This is a genomic window from Parafrankia soli (assembly GCF_001854695.1).
Taxonomy (GTDB): domain Bacteria; phylum Actinomycetota; class Actinomycetes; order Frankiales; family Frankiaceae; genus Parafrankia; species Parafrankia soli.
Map to the genome: position 1 here is coordinate 39,275 of NZ_MAXA01000224.1, position 19,651 is coordinate 58,925.

Below are 19,651 nucleotides of genomic sequence, written 5' to 3' on the forward strand. Positions count from 1 at the left end.
GGCGGCGCGGGCGGACGTCCACCGGCCTGGCGTGCGCCGCGACGGCGGCCGTGCTGCTGTTCACCGGGGCGGCCTGCGGCTCCGGGGGCGACAGCTCGTCCGGCCCGGCCGTGGTCGATCTCAGCGAGGCCAGCGGGGCGGCCGGGGTGCGCGGTGTGTCTCTCGGTGCCCCCGTCGCGAAGCCCGCCACGACGCTGGTCGACACCGCCGGGGCGCCGTTCGACCTGCGGACGGACCAGGCGACCGCCGGCCGGGTCACGCTGGTGTTCTTCGGGTTCACGAACTGCCCCGACATCTGCCCGACCACCATGGCCGACCTCGACGCGGCGCTGGAGAGCCTCCCCGCGGCCGACCGCGACCGGATCCGGGTCGTGTTCGTCTCGACCGACCCGGACCGTGACACCGGGCCGGTCATCCGCCGCTGGCTGGACCAGTTCGACGCGTCCTTCATCGGCCTGACCGGCACCTGGCCGCACATCAAGGAGTTCGCCGACGCACTGGACGTCGCGATCGAGCCGGCGGTGCGCGAGGCCGACGGCACCGTGAACGTGACGCACAGCGCGCAGGTGACCGCGTTCAGCCCGGACGGCACCGCCCGGGTCGCCTACCTGACGGGCACCTCGGTCGCCGACTACGCCCACGACCTGCCGTTGCTGGCCCGCGGCGAGACCTGACAGTGCCTGCCGGCGCGGCCGCCCGTCGGGCGAGGCAGGACGGCGTCCTGTCCGGTGCGGGCGGCCGCCCGGGCCGGCCGCCGTGACGGCCAGGCGACTGTGCGGCCCGAAGTCCCGACCCGCGTACTAGCTTCGCCCCGTGACCGATCACGGTGAAGGCGGCCAGAACGCCTATGTGCTGACCCTTGATTCGAGTGAGCTGGCTCGCTACCAGTTCATGGCGGCGGTGGCGCAACAGGACGAGTCCGCCGAATGGACCGCGGCCGGGATCGTCCCCGGCGCGCGGGTCGCGGACGTCGGCTGCGGACCGGCCGCGCTCGCCCTCGCCCTGGCCGCCGTGGTCGGACCGACCGGGAAGGTCGACGCCGTGGACCGGGACCCCGACGCGCGGGCTCGGGCCGGGCAGGTCGTCGCGGCCGGGAAGGCCGACAACATCTCGATCACCGAGGGCTCCGCGGATGCCAGCGGACTCCCGGCCGCCAGCTACGACACGGTGATGATGCGCCATGTCCTCGCCCACAACGGCGGTCGCGAGCAGACGATCGTCGACCACCTCGCGACGCTGGTGAAGCCCGGCGGCTGGGTGTACCTCCTCGACATCGACGCGTCGGCGCTCCGGATCGTCGGCGGCCCGCCGGCAGTCACCGACATCCTCGAGCTCAATGAGCGGTACCACCGTTTCCACACGGCCCTCGGCAATGACCTGTCCGTCGGGCTGCGGCTCGGCTCCCTACTGCGCACGGCCGGGCTCGTCGACGTCCACCACCGGGGCTGGTACAACGTCAACGAGCCGCCGCCGGAGCTGCGGCCACCGTCCTGGGCCGCCGTACCGGCGATGACGGCCGCCGGGCACGCCCACAGCGACGATGTCGGACGCTGGGAGAAGGCGTTCGCCGAAGTGGACGCCGCCACCGACCGCCCGACCTATTTCGTCCCGGTGTTCTCGGCCCGCGCCCGCCGACCGGTCGGCGGGTAGCCCGCCTCCTCCGCGAGCCAGCGGCTCGGCGGCACCCCGGCCAGCGCGCGGAACTCGCGTGCCAGGTGCGCCTGATCGAAGAATCCGCAACCGGCCGCCAGGTCCGCCACCGAGACGGAGCCCCGGGCACGCTCCAACATCGCCCATGCCTCGGCGATCTCCGGCGCGACCGCCGACGTCCGGCACGCGGCCCGCCGACACAGGATGTCGTCCAGCACCGCGAACATTTCCGCCCAGCCGGAGGCGGCCCGCATCCGCTCCCCCATCTCCGCACACACGTCGCCGAGGACCGCATCCGCCGGAAGGTCCTGGTCGGCAAGTTCACCCGCGGGCAGGCCGAGGAGCGCCCTCGCCCCGAGCGGCCGCAGCGCGACCTGCACTCCCGACTGGGCGCCGTCGTGTGAGATCAACGCCGGCGAGGTGTGCAGGCCGCCGAGCAGCGTGTCGTAGCCGCCCGGCGCCTGATGCGGATCAGGGTGGCCGACAACGATCAGCGGCTCGTCCAGGGTGAAGATCAGAGTGAGGTACGGCGAGGGCAGGCCGCGGTGCAGGGCAGGTGCGACCCCACGCTGGCGGTAGCCGCTGTACCAGGCGATGTACGGGCGCAGCGCGGGCACCGGCGCCGCGCGGACGTACTCGTCCACCACGGCGAACGTGTCGGCTGGCATGGCCATTGCTCCAGTGTGCGGCCCGATGCCCGCCATCCGGCGGCGACCAGGAACAGGCCCGCCACCAGCGCGATCACACCGGTGACGACGCCGCGGAAGGCGACGGCATGCAGCCCGTTCGACGCCTGCGCCAGGCCGACGACAGCGCCGACCCCCGCTGCCAGGGCCACCACCGCCGGAAGAACCGCCGCCTCCGCCGAGTACCGCCGTGGCCGCCGCGGTCCCCGTGGCAGCGCCCGCAGGTGGACGACGACAGCCGCCGCGACAACGACCAGCCCGGCCGCGCCCATGCCGTACTGAAGCCACTTGTAGCCGGGCAGGGCTCCGTGGTCGGCGCTCAGCCAGGCCACATGACGGACACCCCACCGGTCTTCGTGCGTGAAGGCGTCCCACCCGGTGTGCGTCAGGCCTCCGACGACCGCGGCCACCGGGGCCAGCAGCCACTGACGTCCCGTGGGCCGTGCCCGGGGAGGCAGCCGCAGCCTGACCGGATCCGGAGCCAGATCGAGCAGGGCATCGCGAGCCAGGCAGAACCAGACGCCCAACGCGACCAGCGACAGCAGCGGAACGAAGGTCACAACACCGAGCAGACTGTGGCTGAGGTGGTACATCGCCGACCACCCGAGGAACACGGGCACATCAGGAACCATCGACCCGGCCACCATCGCACTCATCGGCAGCCCGAGCCGCCGCAACGGCAGCACCGCGACGGGATGACTCAACGTGAAAGGCACAGTCTCCTCCACGGCCCCGCGCGGGTCAGGTCACTCCCTGCCGTCCGGCCCGTACACCCCTGGCACAACTCGTTTCAGGGCGAACCGTGACCAGTGCACCACAAGCACCGGTTGCCCTTCGGAGGTGGCTCACCGGGGAGTTCCGAAACGTCCAAGCCGGGGGCCTTGGGTTCGGCGGATCGTTGGACGGGCCGGACCCGTCCCGGGTCCGCTGACCATCGGCCGCGGAGAGTCTGCCGTGGAGAGGACGCGAACCAGTCATGAGCGATGACAAGGCACCGCCGCCCCAGGTCTGGCCGACGCTGCGAGCCCGCGACGCGCGGGCGCTGATCGCCTTCCTCACCGAGGCGTTCGGCTTCGAGGAGGTCGTCTCGTACGGCCCCGCCGACCACGGCGAAGCCGGTGACCGGGTGGACCACGCCGAGCTCGCGTGGCCGGAGGGTGGTGGTGTCATGCTCGGCTCGACCCGTGACAACCCCGACGATCCGTGGGCCTTCCAGCCGGGCGGCTTCGGCGCCTACGTGGTGACAGCCGAGCCGGACGCCCTGTGCGCCCGCGCCCGGGCCGCGGGAGCGGAGATCACCGTGGAACTGCACGACACCGACTACGGATCACGGGACTTCGCCGCCCGTGACCCCGAGGGAAACAGCTGGTCGTTCGGGACCTACCGGGGCGCGCCCCGCCCGACCTGACGGAGGCCGCTCGGGCCCGGGACACTCCGCCGACCTGGGATCGATCCACCCGCCCGGGTCGGTTCGTCGGGCGGACCGATCCGTCGGACCAGATGATCATGGCGAGATCCGGCCCGACGGATCGGGATCAATCGGTCCATGGATTCCCTCGATGAAACATTGGGCGCGAGAACTGTCCGAGTTCGACATAATCGCGGCAAGTGCCCTCCACACATCGTGCCAACACCAGCACGGTGCGCGGTCTCCGGTACCGGCTCTGGTGGTGTTCGCCCGGACGGCTCCCGACCGGCGCGCTCATCGACGAGCGGGTTCCGGACGTCCCGCCCCCGCCGACCGGTCCTGAAGCGGCTGGTCGCGGGCGGTCCGCGGAGAGCACCCGCCTGGGCGACGGCGGCCAGGGGTGACTGCGACAGCCCGGAGGCGGGGATGGACGAGGCCACGCGCGCTGAGGTGAAATGGCCGGCGCACCGGAGTGCGCCCCAGGTCGAGCTGCGCACCGACGTCCCACATTCCGCCCGGATGTACGACTACTTCCTCGGCGGCAAGGACAACTTCCCCGCCGACCGCGAAGCGGCCGAAGACCTGATGGCCGTCTACCCGGCCACCAGGACGACGGCGTTACAGGGCCGGTCGTTCATGACGAGGGCGATCCGCCACCTGGCCCGCGACGCCGGGATACGCCAGTTCCTCGACATCGGGACGGGCATCCCGGCCAGCCCCAACCTGCACGAGACGGCACAGGCGGCCGCCCCCGCGGCTCGGGTCCTGTACGTGGACAACGACCCGATCGTGCTGTCGCACGCCCGTGCCCTGCTGACGAGCACCCCGCGGGGCCGGACGGCCTACCTGGACGCGGACCTGCTCGATCCCAGCAGGATCATCCGTTCCGCCGAGCTGCGCGACACCTTCGACCTCGACCAGCCCGTCGCGTTGTCCCTGTTCTCGATCCTGCACTTCGTGCCGGACGACCGGGACCCGGCGGGCATCGTCCAGGAGCTGCTCGGGGCCCTCTCTCCGGGTAGCTACCTGGCTATCGCCCACGCGACCGGGGATTTCGTGGCCCCGGAGGTCGCCGAGCTCGGCACCACGATCTACCAGGACCGCGGGATCCCCTTCCAGCCCCGGTCCCGCGCCGAGATCACCGCGTTGCTCGGCGGCCTCGAGCTGGTGGCGCCCGGGTTGGTCCCGGCCCATCGCTGGCAGCCGGAGGACGGGTCGGCGGAGCTCACGGACGCCGAGGTCAGCAGCTACGGGGTGATCGCACGCAAACCCGTGAATCGCCCAGACGGCAACAATCACCGGGGCGCGGGTCAGCCCCAGAGGTCGCAGTGGTGCGCCACGGCGTAGCCGGACCGCGCGAGCAGCACGCCTGGCTCGAGGGCCAGCCGGTCCGGGACGGTCGAGTTCCGTTCCCCCGGCCAGGGCGGCCAGCCCGGCAGCACCCGCTCCCCGGATCCCCCACCGACGGCTCCGGCGGGAGGCGTGTTCGGATCACCGGTGGCGGCGAACCGTGTCCAGTAGTCGACCATCGCCGCGGACAGCGCGCGCTCGCTGGCGGTCGCCCCCGCGTGCGGCGCGTCCGAGGCGGCGGAGCGGAACAGGTACGGCAGTTCCCCGGCGTGGGTGGCTCCCGTGGCCACGCTGTCGGTCACCGGGCCGAGACCCGGGACGTCGAACTCGTACATGAACGCCCGCCCGGGCACGACAGCCCCCGACCCGGGCTGGCCGCGGGGCTGGCTGAACAGGTCAGCGGAGTGCGCGGTCGGGCAGGCGAAGACCCGGTCGGTGATCACCTGTGCGAGCCGCTCGCGGGCGGGGACGGCCCCCGGCGGGTAGGCCGCGAGGACAGCGTCCGCCCGGTCGGGGATCTCCGCCCGGACGATCTGCGCGAACCGTTCGGCGGTGAGCTCCCCACCGGAGTCGTAGCTGGAGGTGAAGGCCCGCCCCTCGTCGCGCACCGTCCCGAGGAGGACCGGTACCCCCGCCGCCGAGCCGGCGGCGACGGCATCCACCGGGAAGCGGGGCAGCGTCCGGCTGCCGACCACCGGCGCCCAGGTCGGAGCGGTCAGGATGTCCGCCTGCCCGGAGCCGGCGACGATCTGCTCCACCGGCCGCGCCCGCAGGCAGTCGAGCACCCCGGCGGGGTCCGTACAGCCCATTCGGGCGGCGAACTGCTGGCCCGTGCCCTCGGCCGTGGCCATGGTCGGCAGCGACCACTGGCACGGCCCGCTCTGCATGACCGCCCGCTGGAACAGCCCGCGCGCGGACGGCGCTGCCAGCAGCCCGCAGACGTTCACCGAACCGGCGGACTCTCCGAAGATCGCCACGTTCCCCTGGTCCCCGCCGAAGGCGGCGGCGTTCGCCCGCACCCAGCGCAGCGCAGCGATGATGTCCGCCAGGGAGTACGAGCCCGCGTCGCCGCCCGACTCGGTGTTCAGTGCCGGCAGCGCGAGCTGGCCGAGCGCGCCAAGCCGGTAGTTGACGCCCACGAGCACGGCGGGCCCGCCGGCCGCGAACGCGGACATGTCCACATCGTTGGCCGATCCGGTGACAAAGCCGCCGCCGTGGATCCACACCAGCACCGGCAGCCCCGCACCGCTACCGCCAGTACCGCCGCCGCCCGCGGCCGGCGGCGTCCCGGTGGCCCGAGGCGCGTCCGCCGGCATGGTGACATTCACGAACAGGCAGTCCTCGCTGGCGCCGGCTGCCAGTGGCCCCTCCTGCGGGCATGGATGGCCGCGCGCCGAGCCGTCCCGCACGCCGCTCCACGGGGCCGCCGGGGCGGGCGCCCTCCAGCGCAGCGCACCGACTGGCGGTGCCGCGTAAGGAAGCCCGTAGAAGGAGAGCACCGGCCCCTCGGCCACCCCGCGGACCTCGCCGCCGGTGGTCGCCACGACCGGCACGGCCGTCGCCGTCACCCCGCCGGGGCCCGCCGCGCCAACGCCTCCCGCCGCGCCGGTGCCCGCTCCCGATGCTCCGGGACGTCCCCCGGCCCCGCCGCCGCAGGCCGGGCACAGGGCCACCAGCAGCACCACGGTGAGAAAGGCCAGGAGGGCACCCGGCATTCGGGCCCGCGGACCACGTCGACCCACGGCCCGGCCGCCGGCTGTTCCCACCATGCGAACAGCCTCACGGGCGCCGCCGAACCACGCAAGATCGCGCATGGCCCCAAGCTCCCGCGCGGCATGACGAAGGCCGCCCCGAGCCGACATGGCGACGGCCGTCCCCAGCCGCCCTCCCAAGCCGCCGTTCCGGCCGCGACGCGGGTGCGTGCGCACCCGCGAGGCGAGCTGGAACGAACGAAACCGACGGACAGCATGGGTGCCGCCCGTCGGTTTCGACACGTGAACCACCACCGCCCTCCCGGAGCGGTGGAGAGTTCAGGCATATGGGACGTCCGCTCAGCAGGCGGGTCCGGCCGTCGGGTTGTTCGCCCGGCCGGGCAGCCGCCGAACGCCTGGTCCTACCAGGACGCCGCCATCAGCGCCGGTTCGGCGCAGTTATCAGATGTCACTTCCGATGCTCGGAACTCCCTTCAGCAGGGCACRCACCTCCGCCTCGCGGTACCGGCGGTGACCGCCCAGAGTCCGGATCGAGGTCAGCTTTCCAGCCTTGGCCCACCGGGTCACGGTCTTCGGGTCCACCCGAAACATCGTGGCTACCTCGGCGGGCGTCAGCAGCGGCTCGGCATCCGGCGTTCTCGTCGTCATTGCGTTGGCCTCCCGTCACAGAGCGTCGCTCCGTCCCATACAGATCGTGCATCCTTCGGGGGCATTTCGGACATGGCACGTCAGGACCATCTGCTGACTAGTCACAGCTCGTCCGAAGCGGAGGGCAACGCTGCGCTAACAGGCCGCGCCGATCAACTGGCAGATTCCCGTGACTGCAGGGGTCTCCACCTGATCAGCACTCGTTCGTACGCCTCGACCGCAAGGTCTGTTCGCCCACGGCGTAACGCGCTGACCGCCTCGACGATGTCCTCGACGGATGTGTCCCGCCGCAGCATGTCGTCGTCCAGCAGGTCAACTAGCCCGTCGTAGTCCAGTTCGACCCTGCTCTGCGGATGGAAGGACCCCAGCCAACGGGCCAGCTCGGCGACGCCCTCGATCGCGGGGGCGTCGGTGTTCGCCGCCCGGAGGGTCTCCATCGCCTCCACCGCGCGGCCGACCCGGCGGCGGGCGAGGCTCATCGTGGTCCGGTAGACCATGGAACGGTCGGCGCTGTCACCGGTGACCAACGCCCGCTCCGCTGGGTCGAACAGTACGAACCAGGTCGGCGGCACCATCCAGGTGCAGGTCTGGACATGGACCTTGATCTCGGGCCGGCGTGCCTTCCACCGGTCGAGCTCTGTCTCCGCCGGGTCCACCAGCCGGCGCGGGAGGAAGGCCTCGGCGACGCGCTCCGGCATCAGCCCGCGGAACTCCATCGCCGCCTGCCACACCCGCAGCTGCGTCGACCACGGGCAGACGAACATCAGGCCGTCCGCCCACTGGACGAAGGCGGACTCGTCGGCGACGTCCAGCGACGGCCGGACGGCCGCCACCAGCGCCACGACCCGCTCCCGCCGGGCGCCCGCGCGCCGCGAGGGCGGCCCCGAGGCCGCGTACCGCTGCCAACGGACGCGGTCCGCGGGCGGGAAGGCTGCCAATGGCTCGTAGACCCGCAGGTAGGCAGCGGGTGAGACGACAGCCACGCTAGACACCGGCCTCGACGGCGGCGTCACCCGCGATGCCCGCCGGCAGCGGGATCGCCACGGACGCCGACCCCCCGTGGAGGGCCGGAACAGGTGCGGACATGCCCCTGGATCCTGGCATGCCTCCGATCCTGGCACGGACCACGGGCGCGGCGGGCCCGGCGGCGATGAGAGGTCGGGCAACCCGCGCGATCGCCCCGGTGAGACCCGGTAGCGCCAGCCGCACCGCAACCCCGCCGGACCCCCTCCCGGGCCGGCTCCGCGCCCGTCAGGGCCGCCCGGACGGCGGCGGCCCGCACGACAGGAGCCGCGTGGGCCGGGCCCGTAATGTTCGCCGCAGCGGCCGGCGGGAGCCCGCCGCGCACAGGGCTCACGGGCCGTCGGCTCGCGGAGCCGTCCGGAGGGAGGCTCGGTCATGTCAGCGGTGGTCGGCACGTCCACGGGAGTCTCGTCGGTGTTCGAGGCCGGCGCGGAGCACGAGCAGGTGGTGTTCTGCTCCGATCGGGCCAGTGGCCTGCGCGCCGTGATCGCCATCTACTCGACCGCGCTGGGGCCGGCGCTGGGAGGCACCCGGTTCCACGCCTATCCGGACGAGGCGTCCGCACTAGCCGACGCCCTCGCGCTCTCCCGCGCGATGGCCTACAAGGCCGCCTGCGCGGGCCTGGACCTCGGCGGCGGCAAGGCCGTCATCCTGGGCGACCCCGCCCGCGACAAGACCGAGGCGCTGCTGCGCGCCTACGGGCGCTTCATCGCCTCGCTGGGCGGCCGCTACGTGACGGCCTGCGACGTCGGGACGTACGTCGAGGACATGGACACCGTCGCCAGGGAGACCCGTTGGGTCACCGGCCGCTCGCCGGCGCACGGCGGCTCGGGCGACTCCGGCGTCCTGACCGCGTACGGCGTCTTCGAGGGGATGCGCGCCTGCGCCCGGCACCGATGGGGGACACCCTCGCTCGCCGGGCGCAGGGTCGCCGTCAGCGGGGTCGGCAAGGTCGGCCTGCGCCTCGTGGGGCACCTGGTGGAGGAGGGGGCGACCGTTCTGGCCGGGGATACCGATCCGGGCGCCCTGCGGCGGCTGGGCGCCCGCCATCCCGACGTCCAGCTGGTGGCCGACCCCGACGAGCTTCTCCGGGCCGAGGTCGACATCTACGCGCCCTGCGCGCTGGGCGGGGTGCTCACCGACGAGGTCGTGCCCGCGCTGCGGGCGGAGATCGTCTGCGGCGGGGCGAACAACCAGCTGGCCCACCCGGGCATGGACAAGGTCCTGTCCGACGCGGGCGTGCTGTACGCGCCCGACTTCGTGGTCAACGCCGGCGGACTGATCCAGGTGGCGGACGAGATCGAGGGGTACTCCCCGGAACGGGCCAGGGCCCGGGCCGCCCGGATCTTCGACACGGCGCTGGACATCTTCCGGCTCGCCGAGGCGGAGGGCGCCACCCCGGCGGTGGCGGCGGGACGCTTCGCAGAGCGCCGGATGACCGACATCGGCCGGCTGCGGGGCATCCTGCTGCCCTGACCGTCACCGGCGGGCACGCCCGGAACCCGTGTGCCAGCACGCCTTTCCCGCCCCCGGAAGCCGTGACGCTGGGCACATCGGGCACCGGCGCGCGGGCGTCGCGGCGGGCCCGCGGGCCCGCTGTCAGGGGAGTCCCGGGACCATCCGTAGGGGTCAGATGATCTCCGCCGTGTTGTCCGACGACAGGTAACTGTCGGGTTGGCGTGCCGAGTAGGCTGCGATCCCTGTAGTCTCGGGAAGCACGAGACAGTGAGAGCACCGGGGCGGGTCCCCGTCGTCATGTTCGAGGGGGTCGAGCCATGGGGCGCGGCCGAGCGAAGGCCAAGCAGACGAAAGTCGCCCGCGAGCTCAAGTACAACTCGCCCACTATGGATCTCGACCGATTGAAGGCGGATCTGGGCGCGGGTACTACGCGGGAGACCGAGAGCGACGAACCGTACTCGGATGACGACTACGGTTACGACGCCTACCTGGACGATGAGGACGAGCACCGCTCGTCCCGTTGAACCCGGGGCTGCCCCGGCCGACGCCGGGCCTCCGGGAAATCCGGGGGACCGGCTGCGACCACCTGGCGACAGGTGGTCGTCCATGTCGGCAGCAGATCGAGTCCGGTACGCCCGCCTCGCGCGGGCACACCGGGCGCCGAGCCAAGCTGGGCGGAACTGTCGGTGTTCCGTCCTAGAGTCTCAGAGGTCAGGATCTTCCCGACCGAGGAGCCTCCCATGTCAGTGATGGCCGGCCGCCCACGTGGATGTCCCGCGGGCAGGTGTTCGGGCTGGTCCGCACGCGGCCCCCGACGAGCCGGCTCGTGACCGGCCGCCCCTTTGCCCGGGCGGCCGTGGCGGGGCGAGCCGCACCAGGGCCGCCCGTGGCCGGGCCGCCGGTCCCGTCAGGGGTGGGTGCCCACGAGGCGCGCCACGCCGTCCTCTCCAGCTCCGCCGGGCAGCGGCTCGACCCGTCCCGCGATCCAGGCAGCGACGCCGCGGTCAGCCAGCGTCCGCACCACGGCCTCGGCCTCGGCGGGAGCGACGACCGCGACCATTCCGACCCCCTGGTTGAACGTGGCCTCCATGTCGGCCTCGCTCACCCCGCCGCGCTCGGCGAGCAGGCCGAACACGGCCGGCGGAGCCCAGGTCGATCTCTCCACGACGGCAGCCGTCCCCGGCGGGATCACGCGGGCCAGGTTCGCCGCGAGACCGCCGCCGGTGATGTGGGCGAAGGCGTGCACCTCGGCCGTCTCGATGACGGCCAGGCAGTCCCGGGCGTAGATGCGGGTGGGCGTGAGCAACGCCTGTCCGAGTGTGGTCCCCAGGGCCTCTTCGCGCCTCGTCAGTGCCTCCCGACCCGCCACGGAGACGCCTCCGGGCTGGTCAGGCTCGACCGGACCGAACAGGATGTGTCTTACCAGCGAGAAACCGTTGGAGTGGAGACCGGATGACCCCATCGCGACCACCACGTCCCCCGGCCGGACCAGCTCCGGCCCGAGCACGGCGTCGGCCTCGACGACCCCGACCCCCGTCGCGGCCAGGTCGTAGTCGTCGATTCCCATGAGGCCGGGATGCTCCGCGGTCTCGCCACCCACCAGGGCGCACCCGGCCTGCTCGCAGCCGGCGGCGATCCCGGCGACGATCGAGGCGATCCGTGCCGGCTCGAGGGAGCCACAGGCGATGTAGTCGAGCAGGAACAGCGGCTCCGCGCCGCAGACAACGAGATCGTCGACCACCATGGCGACCAGGTCGATGCCCACCGTGTCATGGACGTCCATCGCCCTGGCCAGGGCGATCTTCGTGCCCACGCCGTCGGTGGACGAGGCGAGCAGCGGGCGCCGGTAACGGGCCACGTCCAGCGCGAACAGGCCCGCGAAGCCGCCGAGTGACCCGACGACCTCGGGCCGGGTGGCGCGGGCGACGTGCTGGCGCATGAGCTGCACGGCCCGGTCGCCGGCCTCGACGTCGACCCCGGCGTCCCGGTAGGAGACCGAGCGCCCCTCGGTGGTGCTCCCCTGGCCGCCGGCCTCTGAGCCCTGGCCGGATCCGTTGGCGCGCCTCACCACCGCGCGCTGCCCAGCGGTGCGCCGTCCACTGCCACCCCGTCCACTGTCATCCCGTTCACCGCGGCCCCGTTCGTGGCGGCTCCGTTCGTGGCGGCTCCGTTCGCTGCCACACCGTTCGTGGCCACGCCGTTGGCTGCCACGCCGTTGGCTGCCACGCCGTTGGTGATGGCTCCGTTCGTGGCCACCCCGTCGGCCGGTGCGCCGTCGACTGCCACGGCGTCGGCCCTCGTCCCGTCGGGCCGTGCCCCGTTCGCGCGCGCGGCGCCGACGTCCTGGGCGGGCTCGAGCGGGACGGGTTCGAGGTCGAGATCGTGGTTGTCGGGGGACGGGTCCGCGCCGTTCATACCCAGGGTCACCCGCTCCCGGAGGGCCTGCGCGATGACCTCCTCCGTGGTCTGCGGCCCGAACGGCTCCAGCCGGTACTTGCCCAGCTTGTCCGAGTCGGCGAGCGGAACCGGGTAGATGCCGTCGAAGCAGGCCCGGCACAGCGCGTCCGCCGGCTGCTCGGAGGCCTCCACCAGCTCGTCGAGGGAGACGTAGGCGAGCGAGTCGGCGCCCAGCGAGCGCCGGATCTCCTCCACGTCACAGCCGCTGGCGATCAGCTCGGCGCGGGTGGCGAAGTCGATGCCGTAGAAACAGGGCCACCGCACCGGGGGCGACGAGATCCGCACGTGCACCTCGGTCGCCCCGGCCTCGCGCAGCATCCGCACCAGGGCCCGCTGGGTGTTGCCGCGCACGATCGAGTCGTCCACGACGACGAGCCGGCGGCCCTCGATGACGTCGCGCAACGGATTCAGCTTGAGCCGGATGCCCCGCTGGCGGATGGTCTGCGACGGCTGGATGAACGTCCGCCCGACGTAGGAGTTCTTGACCAGGCCCTCACCGAACGGGATGCCGGACGCCTCGGCGAAGCCGACCGCGGCCGGCACACCGGACTGCGGGACCGGGATCACCAGGTCGGCCTCGACCGGTGCCTCCCGGGCGAGCCGCCGGCCCACCTCGACCCGGGTGGCGTGCACCGACCGGCCACCGATCGTCGTGTCCGGGCGGGCGAGGTAGACGTACTCGAACAGGCAGACGTGCCGGTCGGCCTGGGCGAACGTGAGCGAACGCGGGCCGTCCGCGTCGATGACGACCAGCTCACCGGGCTCGATCTCGCGGACGAAGCGGGCGCCCACGATGTCGAGCGCCGCGGTCTCGCTGGCGACGATCCACGCGCCGTCCGGCCGGTCGTCGAGCCGGCCCAGCACCAGTGGATGGATGCCGTGCGGGTCCCGCGCCGCGTACAGGGTCGACGCGTCCGCGAACGCCAGCGAGAAGGCCCCCGCCAGCCGGGGCAGGACGTCCATCGCGGCGTCGACCAGGGTCGGGCCAGGATGCGCGGCGAGCATCGCGGTGATCAGGTCGGAGTCGGTGGTGGCGCCCTGGCCGCCCTCGCTGTCGCCGAGCGACCCGGCCAACTCGATGATGTTCGTCAGGTTGCCGTTGTGGCCGAGCGCGATCGGCCCGCCGAAACCCGCCGTCCGGTAGGACGGCTGGGCGTTCTCCCAGGTGGACGAGCCTGTGGTCGAGTACCGGGTGTGCCCGACGGCCACGTGCCCCGACAGGCTGGAGAGGGTGATCTCGTCGAAGACCTGGGCGACCAGACCCAGCTCCTTGAACACGACGACGGTGCGGCCGTCGCCGACCGCCATCCCGGCGGCCTCCTGGCCGCGGTGCTGGAGGGCGTAGAGGCCGTAGTAGGTGAGGTTCGCCACGTCCTCCCCGGGCGCCCAGACACCGAAGACGCCACAGGCGTCGCGCGGGCCGGGATCGTCGTCGAGAAGATCACCGCCGAGAGGATCACCGTTGCGCGGGRCACCGTGGAGAAGGCCGTCGCGACGGCGGCCGTCGCGAGACTGCGGCGGGCGGCGGACGGACGTCGACTCCCGGCGAGATGCGGGGTCGTCGCTGTGGGCGACGTGTGGCACCAGGTCTCCTAGAGAGGTCAGGGTGACCGAGATGTCGGGAGGAACGGGGCAGGTTCAAGGCGATGTCGTGACACCCCCGAGCACGACGACGCTCACATCAACCGACAGCCACGGGAAGCACCCCGGGACCACCCGACGTTCACGCCCGCCCTCGACTCCCCACATAACCAACGCTAGCAGCGGGGACGCCGATCGGCCGGTCGAGCGCGATCTCCCCCGTCACGCGACACAGAGGTCACGGAGAAAACACGACAAACACGCACACCGGCCCGCCCGGTTGCGACCAGGCAAACATCCAGGCGCCGTCAGGGGGCGGCGGATGCCGTCGAGCGGGCGGCGGATGCCGTCAGGGCAGGCCGGCCCGGTGCCGTCCGGCAGGCGGGCCGGATGCGGTCAGGCGAGCAGCGGCAGCAGGAATCGTAGATCGGCACGCTCACCGCTGGCGCGGATCCGGCCGTCGGCGAGCGCCGCCCCCCAGGCCAGCCGGCCCGTCGCGATCAGGACGAACGCGGCCGGGTCGGCCTCGACGACGTTCGGCGGTGTACCGCGGGTGTGCCGAGGCCCCTCGACGATCTGCACGGCGGAGAAGGGGGGCACCCGCAGCTCCACCGCGTGCCCCGGAGCGCGCTGGGCGAGCATCGCCGTGAACAGCCGCACGACGGTCTTCAGCGCGGGGCGCGCCGGGGGCACACCCAGGTCCAGGCCATGGACGACCGCTTCCACCGCTCGGGTGAGCAAAAACTCACCCAGCCGCATGCGCCCACCCGGGGTGATCACCAGCCGGTCGGCGATCTCGTCCGGTGGGAGACGAGCCAGGTCCGCCGCGGTGCCCGTGACAGCGTCCCGGAAGGCCACGCGCACCGCCTCCGGAGCCTGGCCGGCGGCGAGATCCCGGGCCGTGGCCGCGATCGCCTCGGCCCGGGCTCCGGTGCCGGCCAGGTAGTCGGCCGCGGTCACGAGCGGCGCACCGCCGGTCCGGGCCAGGCTCGACTCCGCTCCCGAGCCGCCCGCCGGTCCTCCGCCCGAGCCGCCCGCTGATCCCCCGGCCAGGCCGGGCGTTGATCCCCTGGCCAGGCCTGGCGCCGGGTCCCCTCGCAGCGCGGCGCTGAGGGCGAGTGCCGAGCGCGCGGTGTGCAGCACGAGCTCGGCGGTAGTCCAGCCGGGCAGTGCGCTCGGGGCCGCGAACGCCTCGTCGGGGAGCCCGCCGACGTGGCCGGAGATCGCCTTCCACTGCTCCTCCAGGGCCCCTGGCAGCGCCGGAGCGAATCCCGCCGCGCCGCCGCGCCCCCCACGCCGCGCCGAGCCCCCCCGCCCCGCGCGACCCCGCGCAGTGCCTTCCCGGGCCGCGCCGCCGCGCGCATCGCCGTCCTGCGCATCGCCGTCCTGCGCATCGCCCCGTGCCACCGGACTCGTCTCCCCTCTCGTGCGTGCCGCCGTCCCACCGGCGTCCACACGGCGCTCGCGCACAGCGGTCCCGCGCGGCGGCGGCGGCTCTCGGGACGCCGGTCGCGGCACCCCTCGCCGCTCGACCGTCCCGCCACGGGCGAGGATGAGGCCGTGGATGCCACCCCGTTCGACACCGCGGCGCTTCGGGCACGTGTCATCGAGGCGTGGGCCGCCTCCGCGAGCCGCTTCCGGGAGGACGCGAACGCCGAGGAGGACGCCGCTCTCGGCGCCTACCGAGACCGCCTGCTCGTCGAGCTCCTCCAGAACGCGGTCGACGCGGCGGCGGCCGCCGGTGTGCCGGCAAAGGTACACATCAGGCTCACGTCGGGGCAGCACCCGCACGGCGGGCCGGGTGGGCTGCTCGAGGTGGCGAACACCGGCGCCCCGCTGACCGCCGCCGGCGTCGAGGCCCTGTCGACGCTGCGCGCGTCCGCGAAGCGCGACGTGCAGGCAGTCGGCCGCTTCGGCGCCGGCTTCGCCGCGGTCCTCGCGGTGACGGACACGCCGTCGATCGTCTCCCGGGCGCCCTCGGGCCCCGGCGACGCGGCGGACTGGCGTGACGCCGACCAGCACAGCGCCGACCAGCACAGTACGGACCTGCGCGGGGTGGAGCGGCGTGGCGCGGCGTGGCGCGGGGTGGAGTGGTCGCGCCGGCGCACCGCCGACCTGGTTGTCGCGACGAGCGCGGACGCACTGCGCCGCGAGCTCGACCGCCGCGCCGGCGCCGTGCCCGTCCTGCGCCTGCCCTTCGACCTCGGCGACCCGGCGTCCGGGCCCGACGACGGGTTCGACACCGTCGTCCGGCTGCCGCTGCGGGACACGGCGGCGGCGGCCACGGCACGCGAGCTCATCGCCGCGTTCGACCCCACGCTGCCCCTCGTCCTGCCCGGCCTTGAGGAGATCGTCGTCGAGGTGGACGGCGACGTCCGAACCCACCGGTGTGTCTGGGAGCCGGTGCTCCCCGGGCCGGACGGAACCGACCTCGAAATCGCCACCGTCGACGGCACGCGGTGGCGCGGCTGTGTCCACCGCGGCTCGATCCCGTCCGAGCTGCTCGCCGACCGCCCGGTCGAGGAACGTGACAGGACCACCTACAACGCCCGGGTGATGATCCCGGACGGCGGCTGGCCCGCCGAGGTGGCGCAGGTGGTGCGTGCGCCGCAGCCGACCGACGAGGCCGTCGGCCTGCCCGCGCTGATCAGCGTCGACCTGCCGCTCGATCCGTCCCGACGGCACACCGTGCCCGGGCCCCTGCGGGACTGGCTCACCGACCGGCTCGCCGACACGGTCGTCGCGCTCGCCGCTCACCTGGCCACCGCCCGACCGGACGGCGTCGAGAGCGGTGACCACGGCGCGGACGGGGGGCGCCACGCGGCTCCCGATCCCCTCACCGTCCTGGACCTCGTGCCGACCGGGCTGCCCCGCAGCGAGGTGGACGGCCGGCTGCGCGACCGCCTGCTCGCGCTGCTGCCGGACGCCCCCGTCCTGCCGGGCGGCCGCCGCGGCCGGGACTGCCTCGTCCTGGACCTCGGCCCCGCCACGGACGCCGTCACCGACCTGCTGCGCGCGGGCGCCGAGACGGGCTCCGGCACCGACCTCACCGGGGGCGGGGCGGGCGCCGGTGACCCCCGCCATCCGGACGGCGCGGCCCTGACAGACCTGACAGACCTGGCGGACCTGGACCTGGACCTGGACCGGACGGAGATGACGGACCCGGACCTGGCGGACTTCGCCGCGGCGGGGAAGGCTGACGAGGCCGCGGCCGACGAGGCCGTGCTCGACGGGCTGCTGCCGGCCGAGTTCGCCACCCGGCGCCGCCGGCCCGCCCTCGACCTCCTGGGCGTCCGCCGCCTGGACACCGGGGCCGTCGTCGAGGTCCTGCGCGGCATGCGGCGGACGCCGTCCTGGTGGGCCGGGCTGTACCCGCTGTTGCTGACCGCACCCGACCGGGACGCCCTGGGCGCGCTGCCGGTTCCGGTCGTGGTCGTGCCCGACGGCGACGACCTCGGCTCCACGCCGGCCTTCGCCCATGCTGATCCGTCCACCGGGACCGGACCGGACGGGGGTGGAGCCGACCTGGCGACACCACCCAGCCGGATGGTCACCGGACCGCGCGGGGCCCTGCTACCCACCCCCGATCTGGACGTGGTGGCCCTGGCCCGATCGGGGCTGCCGCTGCGCGTCGTCCATCCCGACGCGTGCGCGGGTACGGCCCGCGACGCGCTGCGGACCCTGGGCGCCTCGGAGGGCACGCCGGCCGGGGTGCTGCGGGACCCGGCGGTACGCGAGGCCGTCACCCAGGCCGACCCCGACGACGACCCCGGCGAGCTGGACGCCCTCGCCGCCGCCGTACTCGCGCTGGTGCGCGCGATTGTCCCGGATGGACACACCGCTCATCCGGACGAGCACGCCACCAGTTCAGACGGGCGCACCGTCCATTCGGACGAGCACACCGCACATTTGGACGGGCACGACCGCAATGACGGGCTGGACGGCGGCGGCTTCCCGTCCGACACCGTGGGTGATCCGCACCCGGAGCAGGGGCCGTCCGCGATGCCGTCGTGGCTGGGTGGGCTGCTGCTCCCGGAACAGGGCGGCGGCTTCGCGCCCGCGTCCGAGCTGGTGATCGCCGACGGACCGCTCGACCGCCTGCTGGCCGAGGACGCGCCGTTCGGCGCCCTGGACCCACGGCTGAGCACCGCCTGGCCGGACCATGTCCTCGAAGCCGTCGGCGTCCTGCGGACCTTCGGCGTCCTCTACGCGTCGGACGTGACCCTCGACCCGGACGAGCCCGTCCTGCTCGAGCTTGACGACAGCGACACCTGGGCGGACGACGTCCACGATGCCGCCGACCGGACGGGGGAACGGGGCACCGCGGCTTCCGGTGACGGGCGAGGCTCCGGCCGCGGGCCCGGCGCGGCTGGCGTGCCGGGTGGACACGGTGTGCCGGGAGCGCACGGTGTGCCAGGGGCGCCGCGGGTTGTCCGGCGTTTCGCGGCCGTCCGCGACCTTGAGCTCGTCGACCCCGACGCATGGCCGGAGGCGCTTGCGGAGCTCGCCCGCCCGCCCCTGCGCCGGGTGGTTCTCGGCGCCGAACCCTCGTACACCCGCTGGTGGCTGGCCCGGCACGCGCTGCTGCCGGTGGAGGGCGCCTCGGACACCCGGCTCCCCCCGGGCGAGCTCGTCCTGCCCGGCGCCGATCCGTTGCTGACCGGGCTGTTCGCGCCGGGTGCGCCGCTGCCGGGCGTCGACCCGGAGCTGCTGCGCCGGCTCGGCTGCCGGCTCACCCTCGACGACGTGCTCACCGACCCGGACGCGGTGATCGACCTGCTGGACCGGCTCGGCGACGCCGACCGCGAGATCGGCTGGCCGGCGGCCCGGACGCTCTACATGGCCGCAGTGAGCGCGGCCGGCCTGCTCGGGGCCGACCCCTCCGGCACGACCGGCCCAAGGCTGGATCCGCCGCTGACCGTACGAACCCCGACCGGGGTGTTCCGCTCCGCCGACGTGGTGGTCGTGGACGCACCGGACCTGCTCGAAGTGATCGGCGCCGACCATCCCGCGCTGCGCCTGCCACTGGATCGCGCCGCCGAGGCCGCGCACATCCTCGGGCTGCGTCTCGCCTCGGAGCTGGCCGACTTCGCTGTACTGGACGAATCCACTGGACTGGGTGGATCCGCTGGATTCGGTGGATCCGCTGTTCTGATCGACAGCACCGTTCAGGCCGGCGGTTCCATCGCTGGCAGCGCTGTCTCGGCCGGAGCCGGCACCGGTGACGGTGGTACCGGTGGCGGTGGCGTCAGTGGCGTCCGCGGTGCGGTTCCGGGCAGGGCCGTGACGAGGACCGTCATGGTGGCCGGCAACGCGGTCGTCGTCGGGAGCGCGACCCTGGTCGGGGCCGCGGACACCCCGGATTCGCTCGACGGGGTCGACCTGGCCGCGGTGCCGGGCGCCGCGCGTCCCCTCGTCGCGCGGTACCAGGTCCATCCCGAGCTGTGGATCTCAAGCCTGGGCGGGGGACGGGTCCGGGTGCCGTGGCGGGTCGTCGGCGGCATCGGCGGTGAGATCCACGTCGACGCCGAGGCCGGCACGGACGCGCTCGCCCGGGCTCTGGCCTGGCGGGCCGGCCAGTGGGAGCGCCGGCACGGACTGGCCGCCGCGTTGCGGGATCCCGACGGCGCCGGCCGCCGTCAGGCCGAGGACGACCTCGACGATCTTTGACTCCTGGT

At 73.9% G+C, this 19,651-nt stretch carries 15 protein-coding genes; 7 read left to right on the forward strand and 8 right to left on the reverse strand.

The genetic code is table 11. The features are described from left to right. Positions 1-50: 50 nt before the first annotated feature. Both BBK14_RS20705 and BBK14_RS20710 read left to right on the forward strand, forming a co-directional pair. The gene (locus BBK14_RS20705; protein ID WP_241831709.1) at positions 51-674 is read left to right on the forward strand and encodes an SCO family protein; all 624 of its coding nucleotides are present in this window, start codon (positions 51-53) and stop codon (positions 672-674) included. Between the two features lie 139 nt (positions 675-813). Then, entirely contained in the window at positions 814-1,650 is an 837-nt protein-coding gene (locus BBK14_RS20710) for a methyltransferase domain-containing protein (RefSeq protein ID WP_071064918.1), read from the forward strand. Here BBK14_RS20710 and BBK14_RS20715 read toward each other — a convergent pair. Then, positions 1,599-2,267: a helix-turn-helix domain-containing protein gene (locus BBK14_RS20715; protein ID WP_241831729.1), complete on the reverse strand. Its 669-nt coding sequence runs from the start codon at positions 2,265-2,267 to the stop codon at positions 1,599-1,601. The two genes, BBK14_RS20710 and BBK14_RS20715, sit on opposite strands and share 52 nt — an antisense overlap. Then, entirely contained in the window at positions 2,165-3,052 is an 888-nt protein-coding gene (locus tag BBK14_RS20720; RefSeq protein WP_241831710.1) for a DUF4184 family protein, read from the reverse strand. Before BBK14_RS20720 ends, BBK14_RS20715 begins: the two co-directional genes overlap by 103 nt. Before the next feature lie 260 nt (positions 3,053-3,312). On the opposite strand from BBK14_RS20720, the gene BBK14_RS20725 reads away from it, so the two are divergent. Both BBK14_RS20725 and BBK14_RS20730 read left to right on the forward strand, forming a co-directional pair. Then, positions 3,313-3,744: a VOC family protein gene (locus BBK14_RS20725; RefSeq protein WP_071064920.1), complete on the forward strand. Its 432-nt coding sequence runs from the start codon at positions 3,313-3,315 to the stop codon at positions 3,742-3,744. Between the two features lie 426 nt (positions 3,745-4,170). Beyond that, positions 4,171-5,091 carry an SAM-dependent methyltransferase gene (locus tag BBK14_RS20730; RefSeq protein ID WP_071064921.1) on the forward strand — a complete coding sequence of 307 codons (921 nt, stop codon included), beginning with the start codon at positions 4,171-4,173 and terminating at the stop codon, positions 5,089-5,091. Here BBK14_RS20730 and BBK14_RS20735 read toward each other — a convergent pair. From BBK14_RS20735 to BBK14_RS20745, 3 genes are all read right to left on the reverse strand, one after another. Beyond that, complete coding sequence (locus tag BBK14_RS20735; protein ID WP_241831711.1) at positions 5,055-6,809, reverse strand: carboxylesterase/lipase family protein; 1,755 nt, start codon at positions 6,807-6,809, stop codon at positions 5,055-5,057. The two genes, BBK14_RS20730 and BBK14_RS20735, sit on opposite strands and share 37 nt — an antisense overlap. Positions 6,810-7,247: 438 nt before the next feature. After that, positions 7,248-7,454 (reverse strand): developmental transcriptional regulator BldC, encoded by a 207-nt coding sequence (gene bldC, locus BBK14_RS20740; protein WP_071064922.1) that lies wholly within the window; start codon positions 7,452-7,454, stop codon positions 7,248-7,250. A gap of 152 nt (positions 7,455-7,606) precedes the next feature. Continuing rightward, entirely contained in the window at positions 7,607-8,437 is an 831-nt protein-coding gene (locus tag BBK14_RS20745) for a DUF8083 family protein (RefSeq protein ID WP_020464584.1), read from the reverse strand. Positions 8,438-8,852: 415 nt separating this feature from the next. On the opposite strand from BBK14_RS20745, the gene BBK14_RS20750 reads away from it, so the two are divergent. Both BBK14_RS20750 and BBK14_RS20755 read left to right on the forward strand, forming a co-directional pair. Next, on the forward strand, positions 8,853-9,953 hold the full coding sequence (locus BBK14_RS20750; RefSeq protein ID WP_071064923.1) for a Leu/Phe/Val dehydrogenase: 1,101 nt from the start codon (positions 8,853-8,855) through the stop codon (positions 9,951-9,953). Between the two features lie 299 nt (positions 9,954-10,252). After that, on the forward strand, positions 10,253-10,459 hold the full coding sequence (locus BBK14_RS20755; protein WP_018503970.1) for a DUF3073 domain-containing protein: 207 nt from the start codon (positions 10,253-10,255) through the stop codon (positions 10,457-10,459). A gap of 383 nt (positions 10,460-10,842) precedes the next feature. Here BBK14_RS20755 and purM read toward each other — a convergent pair whose 3' ends face one another. The 3 genes from purM to BBK14_RS20770 form a co-directional block, all read right to left on the reverse strand. After that, positions 10,843-12,006 carry a phosphoribosylformylglycinamidine cyclo-ligase gene (gene purM / locus BBK14_RS20760; RefSeq protein WP_083391126.1) on the reverse strand — a complete coding sequence of 388 codons (1,164 nt, stop codon included), beginning with the start codon at positions 12,004-12,006 and terminating at the stop codon, positions 10,843-10,845. Then, positions 12,000-13,976, reverse strand: coding sequence for an amidophosphoribosyltransferase (purF, locus tag BBK14_RS20765; protein WP_071064924.1), 1,977 nt, complete (start codon positions 13,974-13,976; stop codon positions 12,000-12,002). Before purF ends, purM begins: the two co-directional genes overlap by 7 nt. Positions 13,977-14,369: 393 nt before the next feature. Continuing rightward, complete coding sequence (locus BBK14_RS20770) at positions 14,370-15,380, reverse strand: sterol carrier family protein (protein ID WP_071064925.1); 1,011 nt, start codon at positions 15,378-15,380, stop codon at positions 14,370-14,372. A gap of 153 nt (positions 15,381-15,533) precedes the next feature. On the opposite strand from BBK14_RS20770, the gene BBK14_RS39025 reads away from it, so the two are divergent. Then, the gene (locus tag BBK14_RS39025; RefSeq protein WP_071064926.1) at positions 15,534-19,643 is read left to right on the forward strand and encodes a sacsin N-terminal ATP-binding-like domain-containing protein; all 4,110 of its coding nucleotides are present in this window, start codon (positions 15,534-15,536) and stop codon (positions 19,641-19,643) included. Positions 19,644-19,651: the final 8 nt, after the last annotated feature.